A 21,122-nucleotide genomic window follows, 5' to 3' on the forward strand; every position below is an offset into this window, starting at 1 on the left:
TTCGCCCTGTTGGCAAAATCATCAGTTCGATGTCTAACTGAGCACCACGCCGATAGCGAACAGCACATTGGCCAGAAGAGCTGCCTTGACCATGTGTTCCAGCATCGGCCGCATACCGGCTGGTGTTGGATCGCGCAGCACGCGCAGGCCATGGCGTACCAAGAGGGGGATCGCCAGCACAAACAGCCAGCCCCACAGGCTATGCAAATTAAGCAGTGTGAACAGCGCGAAGCAGGCTACGGCCCCGATCAGCAACGCGACGTGGTAATAGCGCGCATTCTGTGGCCCAAGGCGTACCGCCAGGGTATTTTTACCGTTGGCACGATCGCTTTCGATATCGCGCAAATTGTTGATGTTGAGCACTGCGGTTGCCAGCAGGCCGCATGCGGTGGCTGGTAGCATCACAATACTGTCAAACGTGTGGGTTTGCAGGTAGTAGGTACCCGCTACGCTCAGCCAACCGAAGAATACCAGCACCGAGATGTCGCCTAGCCCCAGATAGCCATAGGGTTTGGTACCGACGGTATAGGTAATGGCTGCGACGATAGAAAGCCCACCCAGTACCAGGAAGCCCACGACGTCGCTGGGTTGTTCACAGGCGACGGCGATCAGTGAACAGCCTGCGATGGCGATCAACACCACCGTCACCACCAGAGCGCGTTTCATCTGCGCTTGGGTGATCATGCCTTTTTGCATACCGCGTAGCGGCCCGATGCGGTCTTCTTTGTCGCTGCCTTTTACCGCATCGCCATAGTCGTTCGCCAGGTTGGAGAGAATTTGCAGTAGGCCGGCGGTCAACAAGGCCAGCAGTGCGACGCCAGGTTTCAGGCTGCCTTGCCAGGCGGCAATGGCGGAACCGACGACGATAGATGCAAAGGCCAGCGGCAAGGTGCGTGGCCGTAAACTTTCAAGCCAGGCTCTGGCCGGTGAGGTGGTTGTTGATGAGCTCATTTTTCGCTTCAGAGTAAGTGGCTGTGTCCGTTAGAAATAATTGTGGGAGGCAATGCCTCCCACAGATGACTGACTGGACATGATTGAGCGATTATAGGATAAAACGACTCAAATCTTCATCTGCTACCAGTTCATCCAGATGATTACGTACGTAATCCGCATCAATTGTAATGGATTGACCGTTAATTTCACTCGCATCATAGGAAATATCTTCCATCAGACGCTCAAGCACGGTGTGTAAGCGACGTGCACCGATGTTTTCGGTCGTTTCGTTAACCTGCCATGCGGCTTCAGCGATACGGCGGATGCCTTCAGCGGTGAATTCGATATTCACGCCTTCAGTACCCATCAGCGCTTTGTATTGCTCAGTCAACGACGCGCTTGGTTCGGTCAGGATACGCTCGAAATCTTCAGTGGTCAGCGCTTGCAGCTCAACGCGGATTGGCAGGCGGCCCTGCAGTTCCGGAATCAAGTCTGATGGGCTGGCGGTCTGGAACGCACCGGAAGCGATAAACAGAATGTGATCGGTTTTCACCATGCCGTGCTTGGTAGAGACAGTGCAGCCTTCCACCAGTGGCAGCAGGTCACGCTGCACGCCTTCACGAGACACGTCAGGACCGGAGCTTTGGCCACCACGCTTACAGATTTTGTCGATTTCGTCGATGAACACGATGCCGTGTTGCTCAACCGCTTCAATTGCTTGCTCTTTCAGCTCTTCCGGGTTAACCAGTTTGGCGGCTTCTTCTTCTACCAGCAGCTTGAAGGCTTCTTTGATCTTCAACTTACGTGGCTTCTGTTTTTGACCACCGAGGTTTTGGAACATTGATTGCAGCTGGTTGGTCATCTCTTCCATGCCGGGAGGTGCCATGATTTCTACACCCATCGGCGCAGCAGCCAGATCGATCTCAATTTCTTTGTCGTCCAACTGGCCTTCACGCAGTTTCTTGCGGAATGCCTGGCGAGCAGCAGACGGCTCTTGATGTTCTTCCGCCTGGCCCCAGTTGTTCTTGGCCGGTGGGATCAGCACGTCGAGAATGCGTTCTTCCGCCAGTTCTTCGGCACGGGTACGGTTCTTATCGATCGACTGCAAGCGCACCATTTTGATCGCGGCATCGGTCAGATCGCGGATAATCGAATCCACTTCTTTGCCGACGTAGCCCACTTCGGTGAACTTGGTGGCTTCAACCTTGATGAACGGGGCGTTAGCCAGTTTTGCCAGACGACGGGCAATTTCAGTTTTACCGACACCGGTCGGGCCGATCATAAGAATATTCTTTGGCGTGACTTCATGGCGCAGCATCTCGTTAAGCTGCATCCGGCGCCAGCGGTTACGCAGGGCAATGGCAACGGCACGCTTGGCTTTGTTCTGGCCAATGATGTAGCTGTCCAGTTCGCTGACGATCTCGCGCGGGGTCATTTCAGACATAGTATTCGATCCTTACGCTTTGGAAGGCAATTCTTCAATGGTGTGGAAATGGTTGGTGTAAATACAGATATCACCGGCGATGTTGAGGGACTTATCAACAATTTCGCGGGCGCTCAGTTCGGTATTTTCCAACATCGCACGAGCGGCTGCCTGGGCGTACGGGCCGCCGGAGCCAATCGCAATCAAATCGTTTTCAGGCTGGATCACGTCACCGTTGCCGGTGATGATCAGCGAAGAGTGTTCATCTGCGACAGCCAGCAGGGCTTCGAGTTTGCGCAGCATGCGGTCAGTACGCCAGTCTTTCGCCAGTTCAACGGCGGCTTTCACCAGGTGACCTTGGTGCATTTCCAGCTTGCGCTCGAACAGCTCAAACAGCGTAAAGGCATCCGCTGTACCACCGGCAAAACCAGCAATCACTTTGTCGTTATACAGGCGACGTACTTTCTTGACGTTGCCCTTCATTACCGTATTGCCCAAGGTGGCCTGGCCATCGCCACCGATCACTACCTGGCCGTTGCGGCGTACGCTTACAATTGTTGTCACGAGCAGACCCTCGTTGAAGACGGAAAGAAGCCCTCGCAGCATCTGCTTGCGCAGACACTACGAGGCATATTGAGAGTATAGATGGGGGGGGATTGACGCTTTTCAACCCCCAACGGAGAGGGGAATGCAACTTGACATGCCTACGCCCTTCAGGCGCGACAGGGTTTTGTCCGCAACAGCCCGGCTGCTGTAAGGGCCGAGCACCACGCGATTCCAGCCACCACCCGCCGTAATGCGGCTTTCGATGCCTTCAAACGCCAGGCGTGCACGCACAGACTCTGCCTGATCGGTCGCACGGAATGAACCGCACTGCACCATCCACTTCTGCTTCGATTCTGGCTTGGTTTCCTGCTTGGCCGTTTCCTGACTGACTTCCGGCTTGGCCTCAGGTTTCGGCTGCGGTTTTGGTTCAGGGTGCTTAACCTGCACCGGCGGTTGTGTGACCGGTTGCGGCTTAGGTTTCGGCTGGGCCTGTTGCTGCACAGGTTGCGTCGTCGCGCCGTTGTTGAACGGATTACGCGGCTGCGTTACCTGTGGTTGCTGCTGTATGGGTTGTTGCTGTACCTGCTGTTGTTGCATTTGCTGCTGACGGTTATTACGCGCTGCGGCTTGTGAAGGATCGTTATACGGCACTTCATTGAGCTGCGTTGGGCGCTGTTGCATATCCGCCTGCATCTGATCCAGCAGTTGGCGCTGTTCAGCCGTCAGCTGTGTTTTGGAACTGGCTTCGCCGCCGGCCGTAGGTTCGGTCGGGGTTTGTACGCCAATCTGACGATTTTCCAGCTCTTTGATGTAGCGCCAACGCTCTTCCGGTTTCGGCGGTAGGCCGTTACCCGGACGCGTGTTGTGCACAGGCAGCAGCGGCGCGTCATCCGGCTTGTTGTGCGTAATGAAATAGAGGCCACCGATAAAAATCACCAGCAGTGCGACGGCCAACGCCAACACGGTTTTGGAGACCTTCGGAGAACTGCGTTTTTTACGGCTGGGGGGTTTACGCTTAGCTCCTGCTGCGCGCCCACGGCTTACATAGTCTTTTTGTGCCACTATTATTCCGCTGTGTCCTGATGAGGGGATAAGTCCGTCATGTTACTGAACCCTAAAATATTTGACTAGCGTTTAGGGGCAGCGGTGCTGCCTCTGATAATCAATTCACTGTCCAAAAGCCGGGAGCCGCTTGCCACGGTCTGTCCGTGCAACTGCTCCAACAGCAACAGCATTGCTTGCTGGCCAATCTGGTAGCGCGGTTGAGCCACTGTGGTTAACAGTGGATCGCAATATTGCGCCAATTTGATGTCATCAAAGCCGACGATGGAAAGGTCTTGCGGTACGCGCAGCCCCATTTTTTTCGCCTGCGACAACACGCCGATCGCCATGACGTCACTGTGGCAGAAAATTGCCGTCGGTGGTTTTGGCTGTGCCATCAGCGCCGCCAGCGCCTGAGCGCCGGCTTCGTAGGTGAAATCACCCCGGGTAATATAGCTGCTTTCGACGCTAATGCCATTACGACGTAGCGCCTGAATGTAACCTTGCAACCGATAATGGCTGAGCGGCATCTGTTCAGGCCCGGCGACACAGGCGATTTGTTTGTGTCCGAGCTGATGTAAATAATGTACGGCTTCGAAGGCTGCCGTAAGATTATCGATGTGTACCGTCGGCAGTTCCAGTTCCGGAGCAAACTCGTTGGCCATCACCATCGGTGGCAGATTACGTTGTTCTTCTTTACTGGCATCGAAGGGTAAGTTTGAGCCGAGCAGCAGCATGCCGTCGATTTGTTTGGTAATAATCAGATTAACAAAGGTGCGTTCCTGCTGATTTTGCTGCGCACAGTCGCCAATGAGCACCAGATAGCCCTGTTGCGCCGCTGTTTGCTCGATCCCCTGGATCACGTCGGCAAAAAACGGATCGCAAATGTCGGGGACGATCACCAGGATGGTGCGGGATTCGTTGCGTTTGATATTACGGGAGAGGGCGTGGGGAGAATAGCCAACGGCCAGCACGGCCTGTTCCACTTTCTGACGCGTCGGCGTTGACACCTTTTCCGGATTCATCAACGCACGCGATACGGTTGCCGTTGAAACGCCCGCCATTTCGGCAACGTCTTTCATGGTTGCCATGGATAATTCTTTCTTGTGTTCCAACGCCTTTCTCCTTGCGTTAGCCCCATGCCAACGCGACTGCTTCAGTTTGCTCACAAATTCTGGCGTGCGGTGGTGTTGTTATGATTTAGCGCCATCCGCGCTTAAACATTCGGTCACGGTGCTGCAATCGGTGACAAAATTGCCTTCACAGACATTCTAAACAGAATATGTCCTGCCTTTGTTACCTAATTTGCATAAAAAGTGTGACCCAGGAAGGTTTTTTAGCGTTCGCTCGCAATTTCAAGGGTAAACGTTTGCATTGCATGAACTGAATCAGACTTTTCTGGGTTCAGCTGTCTATCGGATCGATGTCTAGCGTCCATTTCACCTTACGTGCCTGTGGCAGAGTGCCGACCAGTGGCAAGGAACTCTTCATCAACTGTTGTAACACCCGCCGTGAAGGGTGTTGCAGCAAGAGCTGCCAGCGGAAGCGCCCACCGCGTTTCGATTGCAGTGCAGGAACTGGCCCCATCACCCAGAGCGAATCATCTTTTAGTGGGCTGGCTTCCAACAGATTACGCAGTTGCTGCAGGAATTGCGGCGCCTGCTGGTTATCGTGATCTTCCGAGCGCACGATGATATGGCTGGTATACGGCGGAAGGAACACACTATTGCGTTCTGCCAGTGTCTGTTTGGCAAAGGCATCGTAGCCCTGTTGAAGCAGTATTTGCAGTAACGGGTGTTCCGGGTGGTGTGTTTGCAACAACACCTCACCCGGTTTCCCCGCGCGGCCTGCTCGGCCTGAAACCTGGGTATACAGCTGGGCAAAGCGCTCGGCGGACCGGAAGTCAGCGGAGAACAGTGCACCGTCAACGTCCAGAAGTGCCACTAACGTTACATCTGGGAAATGGTGGCCTTTTGCCAACATTTGAGTGCCGATCAAAATGCGTGAACCGCCACGGTGGATATCTGCCAGGTGCTGTTCGAGCGAGCCTTTACGGCTGGTGGTATCGCGATCGATACGGGTGATTGGCGTTTCCGGGAACAGTGGCGCCAGCTCATTTTCCAACTGCTCGGTGCCGACACCGACTGACACCAGATGCGTTGATCCACACTGTGGGCACTGATGGGGCACGGGGCGTTGGCTGTCACAGTGGTGGCAGCGCAGTTGCCGCTGGTTCTGGTGAAAGGTGTAGTAATGATCGCAACGTTGGCATTCGGCGATCCAGCCGCATTCATGGCACAACAGCGCCGGTGCGTAGCCGCGTCGATTAAGGAACAGCATCACCTGATTGCCGGCTTTCAAATGGTGTTGCATGCTTTTCAGCAACGGCTGCGACAGACCCACTTTTAGAGGCAGGCCTTTCAGATCGATCAGGTGCTGCGTCGCGGGTTTGGCGTTGCCGGCGCGCTGGGTGAGTTTAAGCTGGCGATATTTGCCCAGTTGCACATTGTGCAAGGTTTCCAGCGCCGGCGTGGCGGTGCCCATCACCATGGGGATGTTTTCCTCACGGGCACGGAATACCGCCAGGTCGCGAGCGTGATAACGCCACCCTTCTTGCTGTTTATAAGAACTGTCGTGTTCTTCGTCGATGATGATCACGCCCAGGTTTGAAAACGGGGTAAACAGCGCCGAACGGGTGCCGATGACAATCGCTGCCTCGCCACTGCGGGCGCGCAGCCATACCGCCAGTCGCTCGCTGTCGTTGAGGCCGGAGTGCAGTACCTCCACCGGGGCGTTAAAGCGCTCGCGAAAGCGGGCAATGGTCTGCGGCGTCAGGCCGATTTCCGGCACCAGTACCAGCGCTTGCTTACCCTTGGCCAGAATGTTTTCCAGCACGCTGAGATAGACTTCAGTCTTGCCGGAACCCGTGACCCCGGCCAACAACCAGGTGGCGAACTGATCGTCTTCGCTGCGGATGGCGCCTACGGCCGTGGCCTGTTCGGTGTTGAGCCGCAGCCGTTCACCCAGTACTTCAAAGCCTGGCCGCCAGTCCTGAGTTGCGACTGTCTGGGCGCGTAAGTCGACTAATCCCTTAGCGCGTAACGCTTGCAACGCGCTTTCGGTTAACTCCAGCTCACTGACCTGATGACGATAGACAGGACGCTGCAGCAGCGCGGCGAGGGCCTGTTGCTGTTTAGGCGCACGTTTCAGGCTTTCCGGTAGGGTGGCACGGCCCTGCTCGGTGGCAAACCACTGCCATAATGGCGCGGTTTCGGCGGGCTTTCCCTGGCGCAGCAGGATCGGCAGTGCGTGAAACAGCACTTCGCCGATGGGGTAATGATAATAGTCACTGGCCCAGCATAGAATACGCCACAGGCTGGTTGAGAACAGGGACGCATTGTCGATCACGCTGTCGATCGGCTTGAGTTTATCCAGCGGTAATTCGCTGGTCTCGCTACAGCCAGTGACGATACCTATTGCCCGTTGTTTGCCCCAGGGAACGCCCACGCGTGCGCCAACTACCGGCTGCAGACCTTGCGGCAGCAGATAGTCGAAAGTGCGGGCGAGGGGTACCGGCAAAGCAACGTGAACAACAGGCATGAGGTCATCCAGAGTAAAAAAAACAGTCCATCAGTTTACACGGCGCATCGGCAAATGTACGGATCCGATTGCGCGGCACTTTTAATTCTGTATAATTTGCCGCCTTTGGTATAATTCGATACCAAATTTATTATCAACCACGTGTGGTGTCTGGCGAAACAGGGCTGGATAGCGACACGGCCTTAACTGAGGTTTCCCATGAAACAAGGTATCCACCCAAAATACGAATTAGTTACTGCTAACTGCTCTTGCGGTAACGTGATCAAAATCCGCTCTACCGTGGGTCACGATCTGAACCTGGACGTTTGTGGCGAATGCCACCCGTTCTACACTGGCAAGCAGCGTGACGTTGCTACCGGTGGCCGCGTTGACCGCTTCAACAAGCGTTTCAGCGTACCAGGCGCTAAGAAATAAGATTTCTTATCGTCAGATGAAAAAGGCGCCTTCGGCGCCTTTTTTCGTTTCTACCCTCTGCATTCGCAGACCGGCACTTAATATTCCCAGGTATCGGGATCCACACCCAATTCACGCATCAGCAGTTTCGCGGCTTCCGGGATTTCATCGCTGCGTTCTTTGCGCAGGTCTTCGTCGTTCGGCAGCGGCTGGCCGGTAAAGGCGTGCAGAAATGCTTCGCACAGCAATTCGCTGTTGGTGGCATGACGCAGGTTATTGACCTGGCGACGTGTCCGTTCATCGGTGAGGATTTTCAGAACCTTCAGCGGAATGGATACCGTGATTTTTTTTACTTGCTCGCTTTTTTTACCGTGTTCAGCGTAAGGGCTGACATACTCGCCGTTCCACTCAGCCATGGGACACCTTAAATTTGTCAGAAAAATTACAAAATTCTAAAAACCGGCCAATTATGCCCGATCTTCACTGTTCTCACTAAATAAATGTCAATTTTACGCGACCAGGGTCACTGAATGCTGACGATCAATAGGTGTCGCCTATGCATTCCGGGTTAACATCGTATCGTCATATCAAACTGGCATAATTTTAGCGGGTATTATGGCTTTGCTCAATCTATACGCAAAGAAGTTTAGATGTCCAGATGTATTGACGTCTATCGTTGCTGCGATTAATCTTTAGGCCTTATTCATCCGAATCCCGAGAGCCGAGAGACCCTATGACGCGTAAACCTGCCACGATTGCCGTACGTAGCGGCCTGAACGATGACGAACAGTACGGTTGCGTTGTTCCGCCGATCCACCTATCCAGTACCTATAATTTTACTGACTTCAATCAGCCTCGTGCTCATGACTATTCACGCCGCGGTAACCCGACACGCGATGTGGTGCAGCGTGCACTGGCCGAGTTGGAAGGGGGGGCTGGGGCCGTGATGACCAGTAGCGGGATGTCGGCGATCCATCTGGTGACGACCGTGTTCCTGCAACCCGGCGATCTTCTGGTGGCTCCGCATGACTGTTATGGCGGTAGCTATCGTCTGTTCGACAGCCTGAGTAAGCGTGGTGTTTACCGCGTGCTGTTTGTCGATCAGGGGAATGAAACGGCATTACAGCAGGCGTTGGCGCAAAAGCCCAAGTTGGTACTGATTGAAAGCCCAAGTAATCCGCTATTGCGGGTGGTGGATATCGCCGCTATTTGTGACGCTGCCCATGCAGCAGGTGCGCTAACGGTGGTGGACAATACCTTCCTCAGCCCGGCATTGCAGCAGCCTATCAGCCTGGGGGCGGATTTGGTGGTGCACTCCTGCACCAAGTATCTCAATGGTCATTCTGACGTTGTGGCCGGAGCGGTCATCGCCAAAGATAAAGATCTGGCGGTTGAGCTGGCCTGGTGGGCCAATAATATCGGCGTGACGGGTGGTGCGTTCGACAGCTATTTACTGCTGCGTGGCATGCGTACGCTGTCACCACGCATTAAGGCAGCGCAACAAAACGCCGAAGCGATTGTCAGTTATTTACAGCAGCAACCCTTAGTGAAAAAGCTGTATCATCCTTCTCTGCCACAGAACCCTGGGCACGAGATTGCACGTCGTCAGCAACGCGGCTTTGGCGCGATGCTCAGCTTTGAACTGGACGGTGACGAAGCGCTATTGCGCCGTTTTCTGTCTGCCCTTGAGTTGTTTACTCTGGCAGAATCGTTGGGCGGCGTAGAAAGCCTGATCTCGCATGCAGCGACCATGACCCATGCAGGTATGGCGGCGGAAGCCCGTGCGGCGGCCGGTATTTCCGAAAGCCTGCTGCGTATCTCCGTGGGTATTGAAGACAGTGAAGATTTGATTGCCGATCTGGAACGAGCCTTCCAGGCGGCGGCAACGAGGTAAGCATGAATGCAATTGCGGTAGCAGGGCCGGTGAGCGGGCGTCAACTGCACAAGTTTGGCGGCAGTAGCCTGGCGGATGTGAAGTGTTATCTGCGGGTGGCCGGGATCATGGCCGAATACAGCCAGCCAGGCGACATGATGGTGGTGTCGGCGGCCGGCAGTACCACCAACCAACTGATCAGCTGGCTGAAGCTCAGCCAGAGCGATCGCCTTTCTGCACATCAGGTTCAGCAGACGTTACGCCGTTATCACAGCGAATTAATAAGCGGTCTGTTACCGCCGGAAACCGCTGAGCCATTGATCGCCGAATTTATTCAGGATCTGGAGCGTCTGGCAGTCTTGCTGGACGATAAGCTCGACGACGTCATCTACGCTGAGGTGGTTGGCCATGGCGAGATCTGGTCGGCACGCTTGATGGCAGCGGTACTGAACAAGCTGGACATGCAGGCGGCCTGGCTGGATGCGCGCGATTTCCTGCGTGCGGAACGCGCCGCTCAGCCGCAAGTTGACGAAGGCCGTTCTTATCCGTTGTTGCAACAGTTGTTGGCCCAACACCCGGGTAAACGTTTGGTGGTGACCGGCTTTATTTCACGCAACGACGCCGGTGAAACCGTGCTGTTGGGGCGTAACGGCAGTGACTATTCTGCAACCCAGGTCGGTGCGCTGGCCGGGGCGGAACGCGTGACCATTTGGAGTGACGTGGCAGGGGTTTACAGCGCCGACCCGCGCAAGGTAAAAGACGCTTGCCTGCTGCCACTGCTGCGTTTGGACGAAGCCAGTGAACTGGCGCGTTTGGCGGCACCTGTGCTGCACACCCGCACCCTGCAGCCGGTATCCGGTAGCGATATCGATCTTCAACTGCGTTGCAGTTATCAGCCGGAACAAGGCTCAACGCGTATCGAACGTGTACTCGCTTCTGGCACGGGGGCGAAGATTGTCACCAGTCATGATGATGTGTGCCTGATTGAGCTGAATGTTGCCAGCCAACATGATTTTAAGCTGGCACAGAAAGAACTGGATCTGGTGCTCAAGCGTGCGCAGATCAAACCGCTGGCGGTAGGTATTCATCCGGACCGTAACTTGATACAGCTATGCTACACCTCGGAAGTGGTGAACAGCGTACTGCGTACGTTGCAGGATACGGCGCTGCCGGGTGAACTGCAGCTGCGTGAAGGGTTGGCGCTGGTGGCGCTGGTGGGGGCCGGTGTGTGTAAGAACCCGCTGCACAGCCATCGTTTTTATCAACAGCTGAAAGACCAACCGGTAGAGTTTATTTGGCAGTCCGAAGATGGCATCAGTATGGTGGCGGTGCTGCGCAAGGGGCCTACCGGGTTACTGATTCAGGGCCTGCACCAAAGCCTGTTCCGTGCCGAGAAACGTATTGGTCTGGTGCTGTTCGGCAAAGGCAATATCGGTGCACGTTGGCTGGAGCTGTTTGCCCGCGAGCAGAAAAATATTTCCGCCCGCAGCGGGTTTGAGTTCAGCCTGGCTGGCGTGGTGGACAGTCGCCGCAGCTTGCTGAACTACGATGGCCTGGACGCCAGCCGCGCATTGGCATTCTTTGAAGACGAAGCGCAAGAACTGGACGAAGAGTCACTGTTCCTGTGGATGCGTGCGCACCCGTTTGACGATTTGGTGGTGCTTGATGTCACCGCCAGTGAAAGTCTGGCTGAGCAGTATCTGGATTTCGCCAGCTATGGTTTCCATGTGATCAGTGCCAATAAGCTTGCGGGGGCATCCTGTAGCGACAACTATCGCCAAATTCGCGATGCCTTCGCCAAAACGGGCCGCCATTGGTTGTATAACGCCACGGTTGGTGCGGGCCTGCCTGTCAATCATACGGTACGAGACCTGCGCGACAGCGGTGACAGCATTCTGGCGATAAGCGGCATCTTCTCGGGTACGCTTTCCTGGTTGTTCCTGCAGTTCGACGGCACGGTGCCGTTCACCGAGCTGGTGGATCAGGCGTGGCAGCAGGGGCTGACAGAACCGGATCCACGGGTTGACCTCTCTGGTCAGGACGTGATGCGTAAGTTGGTGATCCTGGCGCGTGAGGCGGGTTACGATATTGAACCGAACCAGGTCCGCGTCGAATCGCTGGTGCCTGCAGGGGCTGAACAGGGCTCTGTCGATCAGTTCTTCGAAAACGGCGATGCGCTGAATCAGCAAATGCTGCAACGTTTTGAGGCCGCCAATGAAATGGGGCTGGTGCTGCGACACGTGGCGCGCTTCGATGCCAATGGCAAGGCGCGTGTCGGCGTGGAGGCAGTGCGTCCTGAGCACCCGCTGGCGTCGCTGTTGCCGTGTGATAACGTGTTTGCCATCGAAAGCCGTTGGTACCGAGACAATCCACTGGTGATCCGCGGTCCGGGTGCGGGTCGTGATGTCACCGCCGGTGCGATCCAGTCAGACCTTAACCGTTTGGCGCAACTGCTTTAATTTCCTTGTGGGTGCGGAGCCTCCGCACCCCTCGTTTTTCCTGCCATAATTATCCTTGTTTTGAATATGAAATTCTTTCTCTTAACGGGTGAGGATTAATCACCTTATTTCCCTCATTTTCCTGTTGACTCTTTAGCCAACATACGGCATTTTCTATCTAGACGTCTAAACGTATAGACGCTTATTAAAATAAAGCAGAACAGTGATCGATAAGAGGCGGACAGGGTATGAGTTTTTTTCACGCAAACCAGCGGGAAGCGCTGAATCAGAGTCTGGCGGAGTTAAACGGTCAGATTAACGTATCATTCGAGTTCTTCCCGCCGCGCACCAGCGAGATGGAAGACACCCTGTGGCAGTCCATCGATCGTCTGAGCAGCCTGAAACCTAAATTTGTCTCTGTGACTTATGGCGCAAACTCCGGTGAGCGTGATCGTACCCATAGCATTATCAAAGGGATTAAGGATCGTACAGGCCTGGATGCGGCTCCCCACCTGACCTGTATCGATGCCAGCCCAGATCAGCTGCGTGAGATTGCGACCGACTATTGGAACAGCGGTATTCGCCATATTGTGGCCCTGCGTGGTGACTTGCCACCGGGCGGCGGAAAGCCCGACATGTATGCTACCGATTTGGTGGCTTTGCTTAAAGATGTCGGCGATTTCGACATTTCGGTTGCGGCTTATCCTGAAGTGCATCCAGAAGCCAAAAGCCCGCAGGCGGACCTGATTAACCTGAAGCGTAAAATCGATGCTGGTGCGAACCGTGCGATTACCCAGTTCTTTTTCGATGTGGAAAGCTACCTGCGGTTTCGTGACCGTTGCGTTGCGACCGGCATTGACGTGGAAATTGTGCCGGGCATTCTGCCGGTGTCCAACTTCAAGCAATTACAGCGTTTTGCCACCATGACCAACGTGCGGGTGCCGAGCTGGATGACCAGCATGTTTGAAGGGCTGGATGACGATGCCGAAACCCGCAAAATGGTCGGTGCCAATATCGCGATGGACATGGTGAAGATCCTCAGCCGCGAAGGGGTGAAAGACTTCCATTTCTATACGCTGAACCGCGCCGAGATGAGTTATGCCATTTGCCACACGCTGGGTGTGCGTCCGGCGGCTATTGCCTAATTTTATTGATGAATGATGAAAAGGGCGCTGTGTAATGACAGCGCCCTTTTTATTGGAAAAAAACGGCCCCTGAAAGCAGGGGCCGTACTTTGTCGCTTAACCTAGCCGGTATTGCGCATCCCGGCGGCAACGCCGGCAATGGTGACCATTAGCGCTTGCTCAACGCGGGCATCTGGCTGTTCTTGCTGGCGTGAACGGTGTAACAGTTCAGCCTGCAGTACGTTCAGCGGATCGGTATACACGTTACGCAGCGCGATGGATTCGGCGATCCACGGCAGATCTTCCATCAGGTGTGCATCATTGGCGATTGTCAGCACCACTTTGATGTCGCTCGCCAATTGGTCGCGTAACTGTTTGCCAAGTGGCCACAGTGACTTATCGACCAGACGTTGATCGTAGTATTCCGCTAACCACAGGTCTGCTTTGGCGAAGACCATTTCCAGCATCGCGATGCGGGTAGAGAAGAACGGCCAGTCGCGGCACATCGCTTCCAATTGATCCTGCTTGCCGGCTTTTACCGCTTCTTGCAAGCCGGCACCGGCACCCAGCCAGGCGGGCAGCATCAGCCGGTTCTGAGTCCAGGCGAAGATCCACGGGATAGCGCGTAGGCTCTCTACGCCGCCGTTTGGCTTGCGCTTGGCCGGACGTGAGCCCAGAGGCAGTTTGCCCAACTCCAATTCCGGCGTTGCAGCGCGGAAATATGGCACAAACTCCGGATTCTCGCGTACGTAGCCGCGGTACATGTTGCATGAGGTGTCTGACAACTCATCCATCAACGTGCGCCACTCTTTCTTCGGTTCTGGCGGCGGCAACAGGTTGGCCTCCAAAATTGCGCCAGTGTAAAGCGCCAGGCTGCTGATGGTGACTTCCGGCAGACCAAATTTGAAGCGGATCATCTCACCCTGTTCGGTGACGCGCAGGCCGCCTTTCAGGCTGCCCGGCGGTTGCGACAGCAATGCCGCATGCGCCGGTGCACCGCCACGGCCAATTGAGCCACCGCGGCCGTGGAACAGCGTCAGTGCCACGCCAGCCTTCTCACAGGTTTTGATCAGCGCATCTTGCGCGCGGTACTGCGCCCACGATGCTGCCATTACCCCGGCGTCTTTCGCCGAATCAGAATAGCCAATCATCACCATCTGTTTGCCCTGGATAAAGCCGCGGTACCAGTCAATATTCAGCAACTGGGTCATCACGTCGTCGGCGTTATTCAGGTCGTCGAGGGTTTCGAACAGCGGTGCGACTGGCAGCGCGAATGGGCAGCCGGCTTCTTTCAGCAACAGATGCACCGCCAGCACGTCAGAGGGGGTGCGAGCCATGGAAATCACGTAGGCGGCGATTGATCCCTGGGGGGCTTCGGCGATCACCCGACAGGTTTCCAGCACTTCCTGGGTGTCGGCGCTCGGTTCCCACTTCAGCGGTACCAGCGGGCGTTTGGAGTTCAGTTCGCGGATCAGGAATGCCTGTTTATCGGCTTCCGACCAGCTTTCGTAATCACCCAGGCCGAGATAGCGCGTCAGTTCGGCGATAGCTTCAGTGTGGCGTGTGCTTTCCTGGCGAACATCGATACGCACCAGGGGGACACCAAAGCAGCGTACGCGGCGTAAGGTATCGAGCAACTGGCCATTGGCGATGATGCTCATACCACAAGCCTGCAGTGACTGGTAACAGGCAAACAGCGGTTCCCACAGTTGCTCGTTATTGACCAGCAGGTCATGCGGTTTCAGTACACGCTCGCCTTTAAGGCGGCCTTCCAGATAAGCCTGAGAACTCATCAGCTGGCTGCGCAACTGCTTCATGATCTCGCGGTACGGCTCCTGCACTTCGTCACCACCGGCACGTGCACGCAGTTCTGGCGTACATTCGGTCATCGACAGCTCAGACACCAGCACCTGAATATCGCGGGTGAACAAGTCGCAGGCCTTCCAGCGGCTCAGCAGCAGCACGTGTCGGGTAATTTCGGCAGTGACATTGGGGTTGCCATCGCGGTCACCGCCCATCCAGGAGGTGAAGCGTACCGGTACGGCTTCTGCCGGCAGGCTGTAATCGATGGAGTTTTCCAACTGTTCGTTGAATTCACGCAGGAAGGCAGGCACACCTTCCCACAGGCTGTTTTCGACTACCGCAAAGCCCCATTTCGCTTCATCGATAGGTGATGGGCGATGCTTACGGATCTCGTCGGTATGCCATGACTGGGCGACCAATTGACGCAGGCGGCGCATGATCTTGTTGCGCTCGTAATCGGCCAGATCGTTATGGTCCAGTTGGCTGAGGCAAGTGTTAACTTCAACCAGCTTGTGGATCAGGGTGCGGCGGGTAATTTCCGTCGGGTGCGCGGTCAGCACCAGCTCGATGGAAAGCTGAGATACCGCATTTTGCAGCTCTTTGGTGCTGAGCTTTTTGTCTTTCAGACGAGTGAATAACTGGGCCAGCGCCTCTGGGTTGCTGGCCGCCTCGCCATTGGGCGAAATGCTGTGGTACTGCTCGGCGACGTTCGTCAGATTGAGAAACTGACTGAATGCACGCGCAACGGGCAGCAACTCGTCGTTGGACAGGTTTTGTAAGGTAGAAAGCAGCTCTTGGCGATGCGCTTCGTTACCTGCACGTGAAGATTTGGAAAGCTTACGGATAGTTTCAACGCGATCGAGAATATGCTCGCCCAGCGCTTCTTTGATGGTATCGCCGAGCAATTTGCCGAGCATACTGACATTACTTCGCATTGCCGAATATTGTTCGTTCATATAACCCCTGACCCAGTTCTGTATTTACCCTTCATCTTTCAAGCCGCAGCAGCGTTGGCTTCACGCTCCCATCTCTGTCACTGGGTTGATCCAGGCTCCAGGGGATTTACGTGTTAGCCGCGTGACTGTGTCCTGAAATCTATTGGGTAGATGATTTTTATCTTGTAAGTAAATTTCACGTGCCAGGCGAAGAGCGCCTGTTTCATCTCGCCACGTTCCTGTCCAATCGTCAATTGACACTATTTTTAGCAAAAAAACATCAAAATCGGCGCGTTTTCTGAAATTTAATTACGGCGCACCGGTTATCAGTCTGGCTTATTTCATTATTTTCTACTTCTTAAGTGGTAGGGCGATGATAAATCATCAACCCTGGCCTACGTAAGGTTTATTGGCGGCAGAAGTGATCAACCAACTGACCCAGCAGCTTGCGCGTGGGTTCGATAAAGCCGGTATCAATGTATTCATCTGGCTGATGCGCTTGGTCGATAGAGCCGGGGCCCAGCACCAGCGTCGGGCAGACCTGTTGGACGAAGGGGGCCTCGGTGCAATAGTTGACCACTTGCGTGCGGGTACCCAGCAGTTTCTCGATCACCGCCACCATATGATGGTCGGTTGGGCACTCGTAACCCGGTACCGACGCATGGAGCTCTTCAATGCTTAGGCGCCCCGGCCAACGCTGGCTCACCGGCTCCAGTGTCTGATGCATCAATTCATTGATGTTGTCGAGCGTCATACCTGGCAATGGGCGGATGTCCAGATGCAGTTCACAGCAGGCGCAAATGCGGTTGGCTGCGTCACCGCCGCTGATATGACCGAAGTTCATGGTTGGATAAGGTACGGCGAAGGCTGGGTTGTTGTAGCGCTCCTGCAGTGTTTTACGCAGTTCCATCAGACGGCCAATAGTGTCATGCATCAGATCGATGGCATTCACGCCGCGTGCGGGATCGCTTGAGTGGCCAGACTGGCCGACGATACGGATAGCATTGGCCATATGGCCTTTATGCGCGCGCACCGGTTGCAGTGAGGTCGGTTCACCGATAATAGCGAAATCTGGACGGATGCTGGTTGAAGCCGCGAAATAACGTGCTCCGGCCATCGTCGTTTCTTCATCTGCGGTGGCTAGAATGTATAACGGCTTGGTCAGTTGGCTGGCGTCGATGTCACGTACCGCATCCAGAATAAAGGCAAAGAAGCCTTTCATGTCGGCGGTGCCCAGCCCGTAAAGCTTATTGTCGTGCTCGGTCAACGTGAAGGGATCGCGCGTCCAGCGGCCTTCGTCGTAAGGCACGGTATCGGTATGACCCGCGAGCAGCAGGCCGCCGCTGCCTTCACCAATGCTCGCCAGCAGATTGAATTTTTTGCGGCTATCCGGCACTGGCTGCACGTCGACACGGAAGCCTAAATCGGCAAACCATCCGGCCAGCAAGTTGATTAATGCTTCATTACTCTGATCGAGGGCGCCATCAGTGGCGCTGATCGACGGAGTGGCGATCAACGCCCGGTACAGCTCAATAAATGGAGGTAATTTCATCTTCACTGTTGACAGCCTTTGGTTAGGTTGGTATCAATATTCATGCATTTATTGTGAATAAAAATACAGTAAGCTGGAGCGTAAGGGAACCCGATTCCCGGATGATTATAAAAACATCAACGCTCGACCTCGTGGGTGAACGGCGAAACAACGCTGGTGAGCCTGGAAACCTGGGTCGAATACGACCCTACGCACGTCAAGAAGGTGAAAGGCCCCATGTTGAATACGCTGATTGTCGGTGCCAGCGGTTATGCCGGAGCAGAGCTCACGGCGTACCTCAATCGTCACCCACACATGAACATAACCGCTTTAGCGGTTTCAGCGCAAAGTGCAGATGCAGGAAAATTGCTTTCCGATTTGCACCCCCAGTTAAAAGGGATTGTCGATCTACCATTACAGCCGCTGGTTGACGTTGCCAAAGCCGCCGAAGGTATCGACGTGGTGTTTTTGGCCACGGCACACGAGGTGAGTCACGATATTGCGCCAGCTTTCCTGGCCGCAGGTTGCGTGGTGTTCGATCTGTCGGGTGCATTCCGTGTGAAAGATGCCGCGTTCTACAGCCAATATTACGGTTTTGAACATCAGCACGCTGATTTGCTGGACCAGGCTGTCTATGGCTTGGCTGAGTGGCAGAGCGAAAAAATTAAACAGGCACAGCTGATTGCCGTACCGGGTTGCTACCCGACGGCGGCGCAATTGGCGTTGAAGCCGCTGATCGATCAAGGTTTGCTGAACCTTGAGCAGTGGCCAGTGATCAACGCGACCAGTGGCGTCAGCGGTGCCGGCAGAAAGGCCAGCGTCACGACCAGCTTCTGTGAAGTGAGCCTGCAGCCCTACGGTATTTTCAACCACCGTCATCATCCAGAAATCGTCGCGCACTTGGGCGTGCCGGTCATCTTTACGCCACATTTGGGTAATTTCCCGCGTGGTATTCTCGAAACCATCACTTGCCGCCTTAACGCCGGTGTGACCGCGCAGGACGTGGCCGCCGTATATCACGCTGCTTACGACGATAAACCGCTGGTGCGGTTGTACGACCAGGGCGTGCCGGCGCTGAAGTCGGTGGTCGGGCTGCCATTCTGTGATATCGGCTTTGCCGTACAAGGCGAGCATCTGATTGCTGTGGCGGCGGAAGACAACCTGTTGAAAGGCGCTGCCGCTCAGGCGGTGCAATGCTTGAATATCCGTTTTGGGTTCCCGGAAACCCAGTCATTACTTTAATGAATCACCAGCGTGGGATGTAAACAGCGATGAATCCGTTAATTATCAAGTTAGGTGGCGTGTTATTAGACAGTGAAGAGGCGCTGGAGCGTTTGTTTACTGCGTTGGACAGCTACCGCCAGCAGCATCAGCGCCCGCTGGTGATCGTCCACGGCGGCGGTTGTGTGGTGGATGAGCTGATGAAACAGCTTTCTTTGCCGGTGGTGAAAAAAAATGGCCTGCGTGTGACCCCGGCCGATCAGATCGGCATCATCACTGGCGCGCTGGCGGGCACTGCCAACAAAACCTTGCTGGCATGGGCGGTCAAGCACCAGATTAATGCCGTGGGCCTGAGCCTGGCAGATGGCGGCAGCGTCACCGTGACCCCGCTTGATCCGGCGCTGGGACACGTTGGTAACGCGCAACCGGGCTCCCCGGCGCTGCTCAATACCCTGCTGGGCGCCGGTTATTTGCCGGTGATCAGCTCCATCGGTATTACTGCCGATGGGCAGTTGATGAATGTAAACGCCGATCAGGCGGCGACGGCTTTAGCCGCGACGCTGGGTGCGGATTTGATCCTGCTGTCGGATGTCAGTGGCATCCTCGACGGTAAAGGGCAACGCATCGCAGAAATGACGGCGCAAAAAGCGGAACAACTGATTGCCCAGGGCATCATCACTGATGGTATGGTGGTGAAGGTGAATGCGGCGCTCGATGCGGCCCGCACCCTCGGTCGCCCGGTAGATATCGCCAGTTGGCGCCATGCCGATCAGCTTCCTGCACTGTTTAACGGCGTGTCAATTGGCACCCGGATCCTCGCTTAAATTTAGAATTAAAAAGGAAAAGACCATGCAAAACAAAGGCATCAAAAAAATCGTTCTGGCGTACTCTGGCGGTCTGGATACTTCAGCCATCATTCCATGGCTGAAAGAGAACTACGGCGGTTGCGAAGTCGTCGCGTTCGTAGCAGATATCGGTCAGGAGCGCGGCGATCTGGAAGGTGTGGAGCAAAAAGCCCTGCAATCCGGTGCCTCTGAGTGTCACGTGGTTGACCTGCGTGAAGAATTCATTCGTGATTATGTTTACCCTGTGCTGCAAACCGGTGCCTTGTATGAAGGCAGCTACCTGCTAGGTACTTCAATGGCACGCCCGATTATTGCTAAAGCGCAGGTTGAGCTAGCGCTGAAAGTCGGTGCTGACGCGTTGTGTCACGGTGCAACCGGCAAAGGTAACGACCAGGTCCGTTTCGAAACGACTTACACCGCGCTGGCGCCACACCTGAAAGTCGTCGCACCTTGGCGTGAGTGGAACCTGCGTTCCCGTGAAGCGCTGTTGGACTACCTGAAAGAACGTAATATTCCGACGACTGCGTCGCTGGAGAAAATTTACAGCCGTGATGAAAACGCCTGGCATATCTCGACGGAAGGCGGCGTGCTGGAAAGCCCATGGAATGCACCGAACAAAGACTGCTGGGTCTGGACCGTAGACCCGCAGGAAGCGCCGGATCAGCCTGAACACGTGACCATCACCGTAGAGAAAGGCTGTGTGGTGGCGGTGAATGGCGAAGCATTGAGCCCGTATAAATGTCTGGAAACCCTGAACGTGTTGGGCGCCAAGCATGGCGTGGGCCGTATCGATATCGTAGAGAACCGTCTGGTCGGTATCAAATCCCGTGGCTGCTACGAAACCCCGGGCGGCACCATCATGGTTGCTGCACTTCGTGGTGTCGAGCAACTGGTTCTGGATCGCGATAGCTTCAAATGGCGTGAGCAACTGGGCCTGGAAATGTCCTACGTGGTTTACGATGGGCGTTGGTTTGCCCCACTGCGTCGCTCACTGCAGGCTTCTGCCGAGGCACTGGCCGAAGAAGTTAACGGCGAAGTTGTGCTGCAGCTGTACAAAGGCCAGGTGACGGCGATTCAGAAAAAATCTGCCAACAGCCTGTACTCGGAAGAGTTTGCCACCTTCGGTGAAGATGAAGTTTACGATCACAGCCACGCGGGCGGCTTTATCCGTCTGTTCTCACTCTCTTCACGTATTCGTGCGCTGAACGAGAAAAAGAATAAATAATCGATTGGCGTGACTCTGCAAGGGCGCAGCATGCTGCGCCCTTTCGTATAAAATTTATACCCCAAATAATTCGAGTTGCAGGAAGGCGGCAAGAGCGTGAGTCCCGATGAGCTTATATCGGTAAGTGATTCGGGCGAGCGCGCGCAGCCAACACATCTGTAGCTCGAAGTATGACGGGTAGAGGAGTAAAG

16 protein-coding genes are annotated in these 21,122 nt (G+C 55.1%); 7 read left to right on the top strand and 9 right to left on the bottom strand.

What is annotated here, in order from left to right:
- Positions 1-33: 33 nt before the first annotated feature.
- The 6 genes from AC2FCQ_RS19895 to priA form a co-directional block, all read right to left on the bottom strand.
- On the bottom strand, positions 34-951 hold the full coding sequence (locus AC2FCQ_RS19895; protein WP_265556743.1) for a 1,4-dihydroxy-2-naphthoate polyprenyltransferase: 918 nt from the start codon (positions 949-951) through the stop codon (positions 34-36).
- A gap of 91 nt (positions 952-1,042) precedes the next feature.
- On the bottom strand, positions 1,043-2,377 hold the full coding sequence (gene hslU / locus AC2FCQ_RS19900; protein WP_209640023.1) for an ATP-dependent protease ATPase subunit HslU: 1,335 nt from the start codon (positions 2,375-2,377) through the stop codon (positions 1,043-1,045).
- A gap of 12 nt (positions 2,378-2,389) precedes the next feature.
- Positions 2,390-2,920, bottom strand: coding sequence for an ATP-dependent protease subunit HslV (gene hslV / locus AC2FCQ_RS19905; protein WP_004953184.1), 531 nt, complete (start codon positions 2,918-2,920; stop codon positions 2,390-2,392).
- A gap of 102 nt (positions 2,921-3,022) precedes the next feature.
- Positions 3,023-3,964, bottom strand: a complete 942-nt coding sequence (gene ftsN, locus AC2FCQ_RS19910; RefSeq protein ID WP_490308901.1) for a cell division protein FtsN — start codon at positions 3,962-3,964, stop codon at positions 3,023-3,025.
- 65 nt (positions 3,965-4,029) lie between these two features.
- Positions 4,030-5,058: a DNA-binding transcriptional regulator CytR gene (cytR, locus tag AC2FCQ_RS19915; protein WP_490308902.1), complete on the bottom strand. Its 1,029-nt coding sequence runs from the start codon at positions 5,056-5,058 to the stop codon at positions 4,030-4,032.
- A 289-nt stretch (positions 5,059-5,347) separates the two neighbouring features.
- Positions 5,348-7,543 carry a primosomal protein N' gene (gene priA, locus AC2FCQ_RS19920; protein WP_490308903.1) on the bottom strand — a complete coding sequence of 732 codons (2,196 nt, stop codon included), beginning with the start codon at positions 7,541-7,543 and terminating at the stop codon, positions 5,348-5,350.
- A gap of 198 nt (positions 7,544-7,741) precedes the next feature.
- Between priA and rpmE the strand changes: the two genes are divergently transcribed.
- On the top strand, positions 7,742-7,957 hold the full coding sequence (rpmE, locus tag AC2FCQ_RS19925) for a 50S ribosomal protein L31 (protein WP_209640010.1): 216 nt from the start codon (positions 7,742-7,744) through the stop codon (positions 7,955-7,957).
- 77 nt (positions 7,958-8,034) lie between these two features.
- Here the strand turns inward: rpmE and metJ are convergent, their stop codons facing one another.
- The gene (gene metJ, locus AC2FCQ_RS19930; RefSeq protein ID WP_012147461.1) at positions 8,035-8,352 is read right to left on the bottom strand and encodes a met regulon transcriptional regulator MetJ; all 318 of its coding nucleotides are present in this window, start codon (positions 8,350-8,352) and stop codon (positions 8,035-8,037) included.
- A 317-nt stretch (positions 8,353-8,669) separates the two neighbouring features.
- Between metJ and metB the strand changes: the two genes are divergently transcribed.
- The 3 genes from metB to metF all read left to right on the top strand — a co-directional run bounded on the left by metB (position 8,670) and on the right by metF (position 13,392).
- On the top strand, positions 8,670-9,830 hold the full coding sequence (gene metB / locus AC2FCQ_RS19935; RefSeq protein WP_490308904.1) for a cystathionine gamma-synthase: 1,161 nt from the start codon (positions 8,670-8,672) through the stop codon (positions 9,828-9,830).
- 2 nt (positions 9,831-9,832) lie between these two features.
- On the top strand, positions 9,833-12,268 hold the full coding sequence (locus tag AC2FCQ_RS19940; RefSeq protein ID WP_209640004.1) for a bifunctional aspartate kinase/homoserine dehydrogenase II: 2,436 nt from the start codon (positions 9,833-9,835) through the stop codon (positions 12,266-12,268).
- Positions 12,269-12,495: 227 nt separating this feature from the next.
- Positions 12,496-13,392, top strand: a complete 897-nt coding sequence (gene metF / locus AC2FCQ_RS19945; protein ID WP_265556737.1) for a methylenetetrahydrofolate reductase — start codon at positions 12,496-12,498, stop codon at positions 13,390-13,392.
- Between the two features lie 101 nt (positions 13,393-13,493).
- Here the strand turns inward: metF and ppc are convergent, their stop codons facing one another.
- Both ppc and argE read right to left on the bottom strand, forming a co-directional pair.
- A complete protein-coding gene (ppc, locus tag AC2FCQ_RS19950; protein ID WP_209639998.1) occupies positions 13,494-16,130 on the bottom strand; it encodes a phosphoenolpyruvate carboxylase in 2,637 nt (878 codons plus the stop codon).
- 385 nt (positions 16,131-16,515) lie between these two features.
- Complete coding sequence (argE, locus tag AC2FCQ_RS19955; protein ID WP_209639995.1) at positions 16,516-17,661, bottom strand: acetylornithine deacetylase; 1,146 nt, start codon at positions 17,659-17,661, stop codon at positions 16,516-16,518.
- Between the two features lie 216 nt (positions 17,662-17,877).
- Here argE and argC point away from each other — a divergent pair, with 216 nt between their 5' ends.
- The 3 genes from argC to AC2FCQ_RS19970 are packed head-to-tail and all read left to right on the top strand — an operon-like array spanning position 17,878 to position 20,931.
- A complete protein-coding gene (gene argC, locus AC2FCQ_RS19960; protein ID WP_490308910.1) occupies positions 17,878-18,882 on the top strand; it encodes an N-acetyl-gamma-glutamyl-phosphate reductase in 1,005 nt (334 codons plus the stop codon).
- A gap of 29 nt (positions 18,883-18,911) precedes the next feature.
- On the top strand, positions 18,912-19,685 hold the full coding sequence (gene argB / locus AC2FCQ_RS19965; RefSeq protein ID WP_209639992.1) for an acetylglutamate kinase: 774 nt from the start codon (positions 18,912-18,914) through the stop codon (positions 19,683-19,685).
- 25 nt (positions 19,686-19,710) lie between these two features.
- Complete coding sequence (locus AC2FCQ_RS19970; protein ID WP_209639989.1) at positions 19,711-20,931, top strand: argininosuccinate synthase; 1,221 nt, start codon at positions 19,711-19,713, stop codon at positions 20,929-20,931.
- Positions 20,932-21,122 lie beyond the last annotated feature (191 nt).

The organism is Serratia sp. CoH_134_PS_4, from assembly GCF_058190535.1.

Coding starts and splice junctions, on each gene's coding strand:
- argB (WP_209639992.1), top strand. CDS start 18,912: ATGAATCCGTTAATTATCAAGTTAGGTGGCGTGTTATTAGACAGTGAA.
- metB (WP_490308904.1), top strand. CDS start 8,670: ATGACGCGTAAACCTGCCACGATTGCCGTACGTAGCGGCCTGAACGAT.
- rpmE (WP_209640010.1), top strand. CDS start 7,742: ATGAAACAAGGTATCCACCCAAAATACGAATTAGTTACTGCTAACTGC.
- metF (WP_265556737.1), top strand. CDS start 12,496: ATGAGTTTTTTTCACGCAAACCAGCGGGAAGCGCTGAATCAGAGTCTG.
- argC (WP_490308910.1), top strand. CDS start 17,878: ATGTTGAATACGCTGATTGTCGGTGCCAGCGGTTATGCCGGAGCAGAG.
- AC2FCQ_RS19970 (WP_209639989.1), top strand. CDS start 19,711: ATGCAAAACAAAGGCATCAAAAAAATCGTTCTGGCGTACTCTGGCGGT.
- AC2FCQ_RS19940 (WP_209640004.1), top strand. CDS start 9,833: ATGAATGCAATTGCGGTAGCAGGGCCGGTGAGCGGGCGTCAACTGCAC.
- metJ (WP_012147461.1), bottom strand. CDS start 8,352: ATGGCTGAGTGGAACGGCGAGTATGTCAGCCCTTACGCTGAACACGGT.
- AC2FCQ_RS19895 (WP_265556743.1), bottom strand. CDS start 951: ATGAGCTCATCAACAACCACCTCACCGGCCAGAGCCTGGCTTGAAAGT.
- ppc (WP_209639998.1), bottom strand. CDS start 16,130: ATGAACGAACAATATTCGGCAATGCGAAGTAATGTCAGTATGCTCGGC.
- priA (WP_490308903.1), bottom strand. CDS start 7,543: ATGCCTGTTGTTCACGTTGCTTTGCCGGTACCCCTCGCCCGCACTTTC.
- hslU (WP_209640023.1), bottom strand. CDS start 2,377: ATGTCTGAAATGACCCCGCGCGAGATCGTCAGCGAACTGGACAGCTAC.
- argE (WP_209639995.1), bottom strand. CDS start 17,661: ATGAAATTACCTCCATTTATTGAGCTGTACCGGGCGTTGATCGCCACT.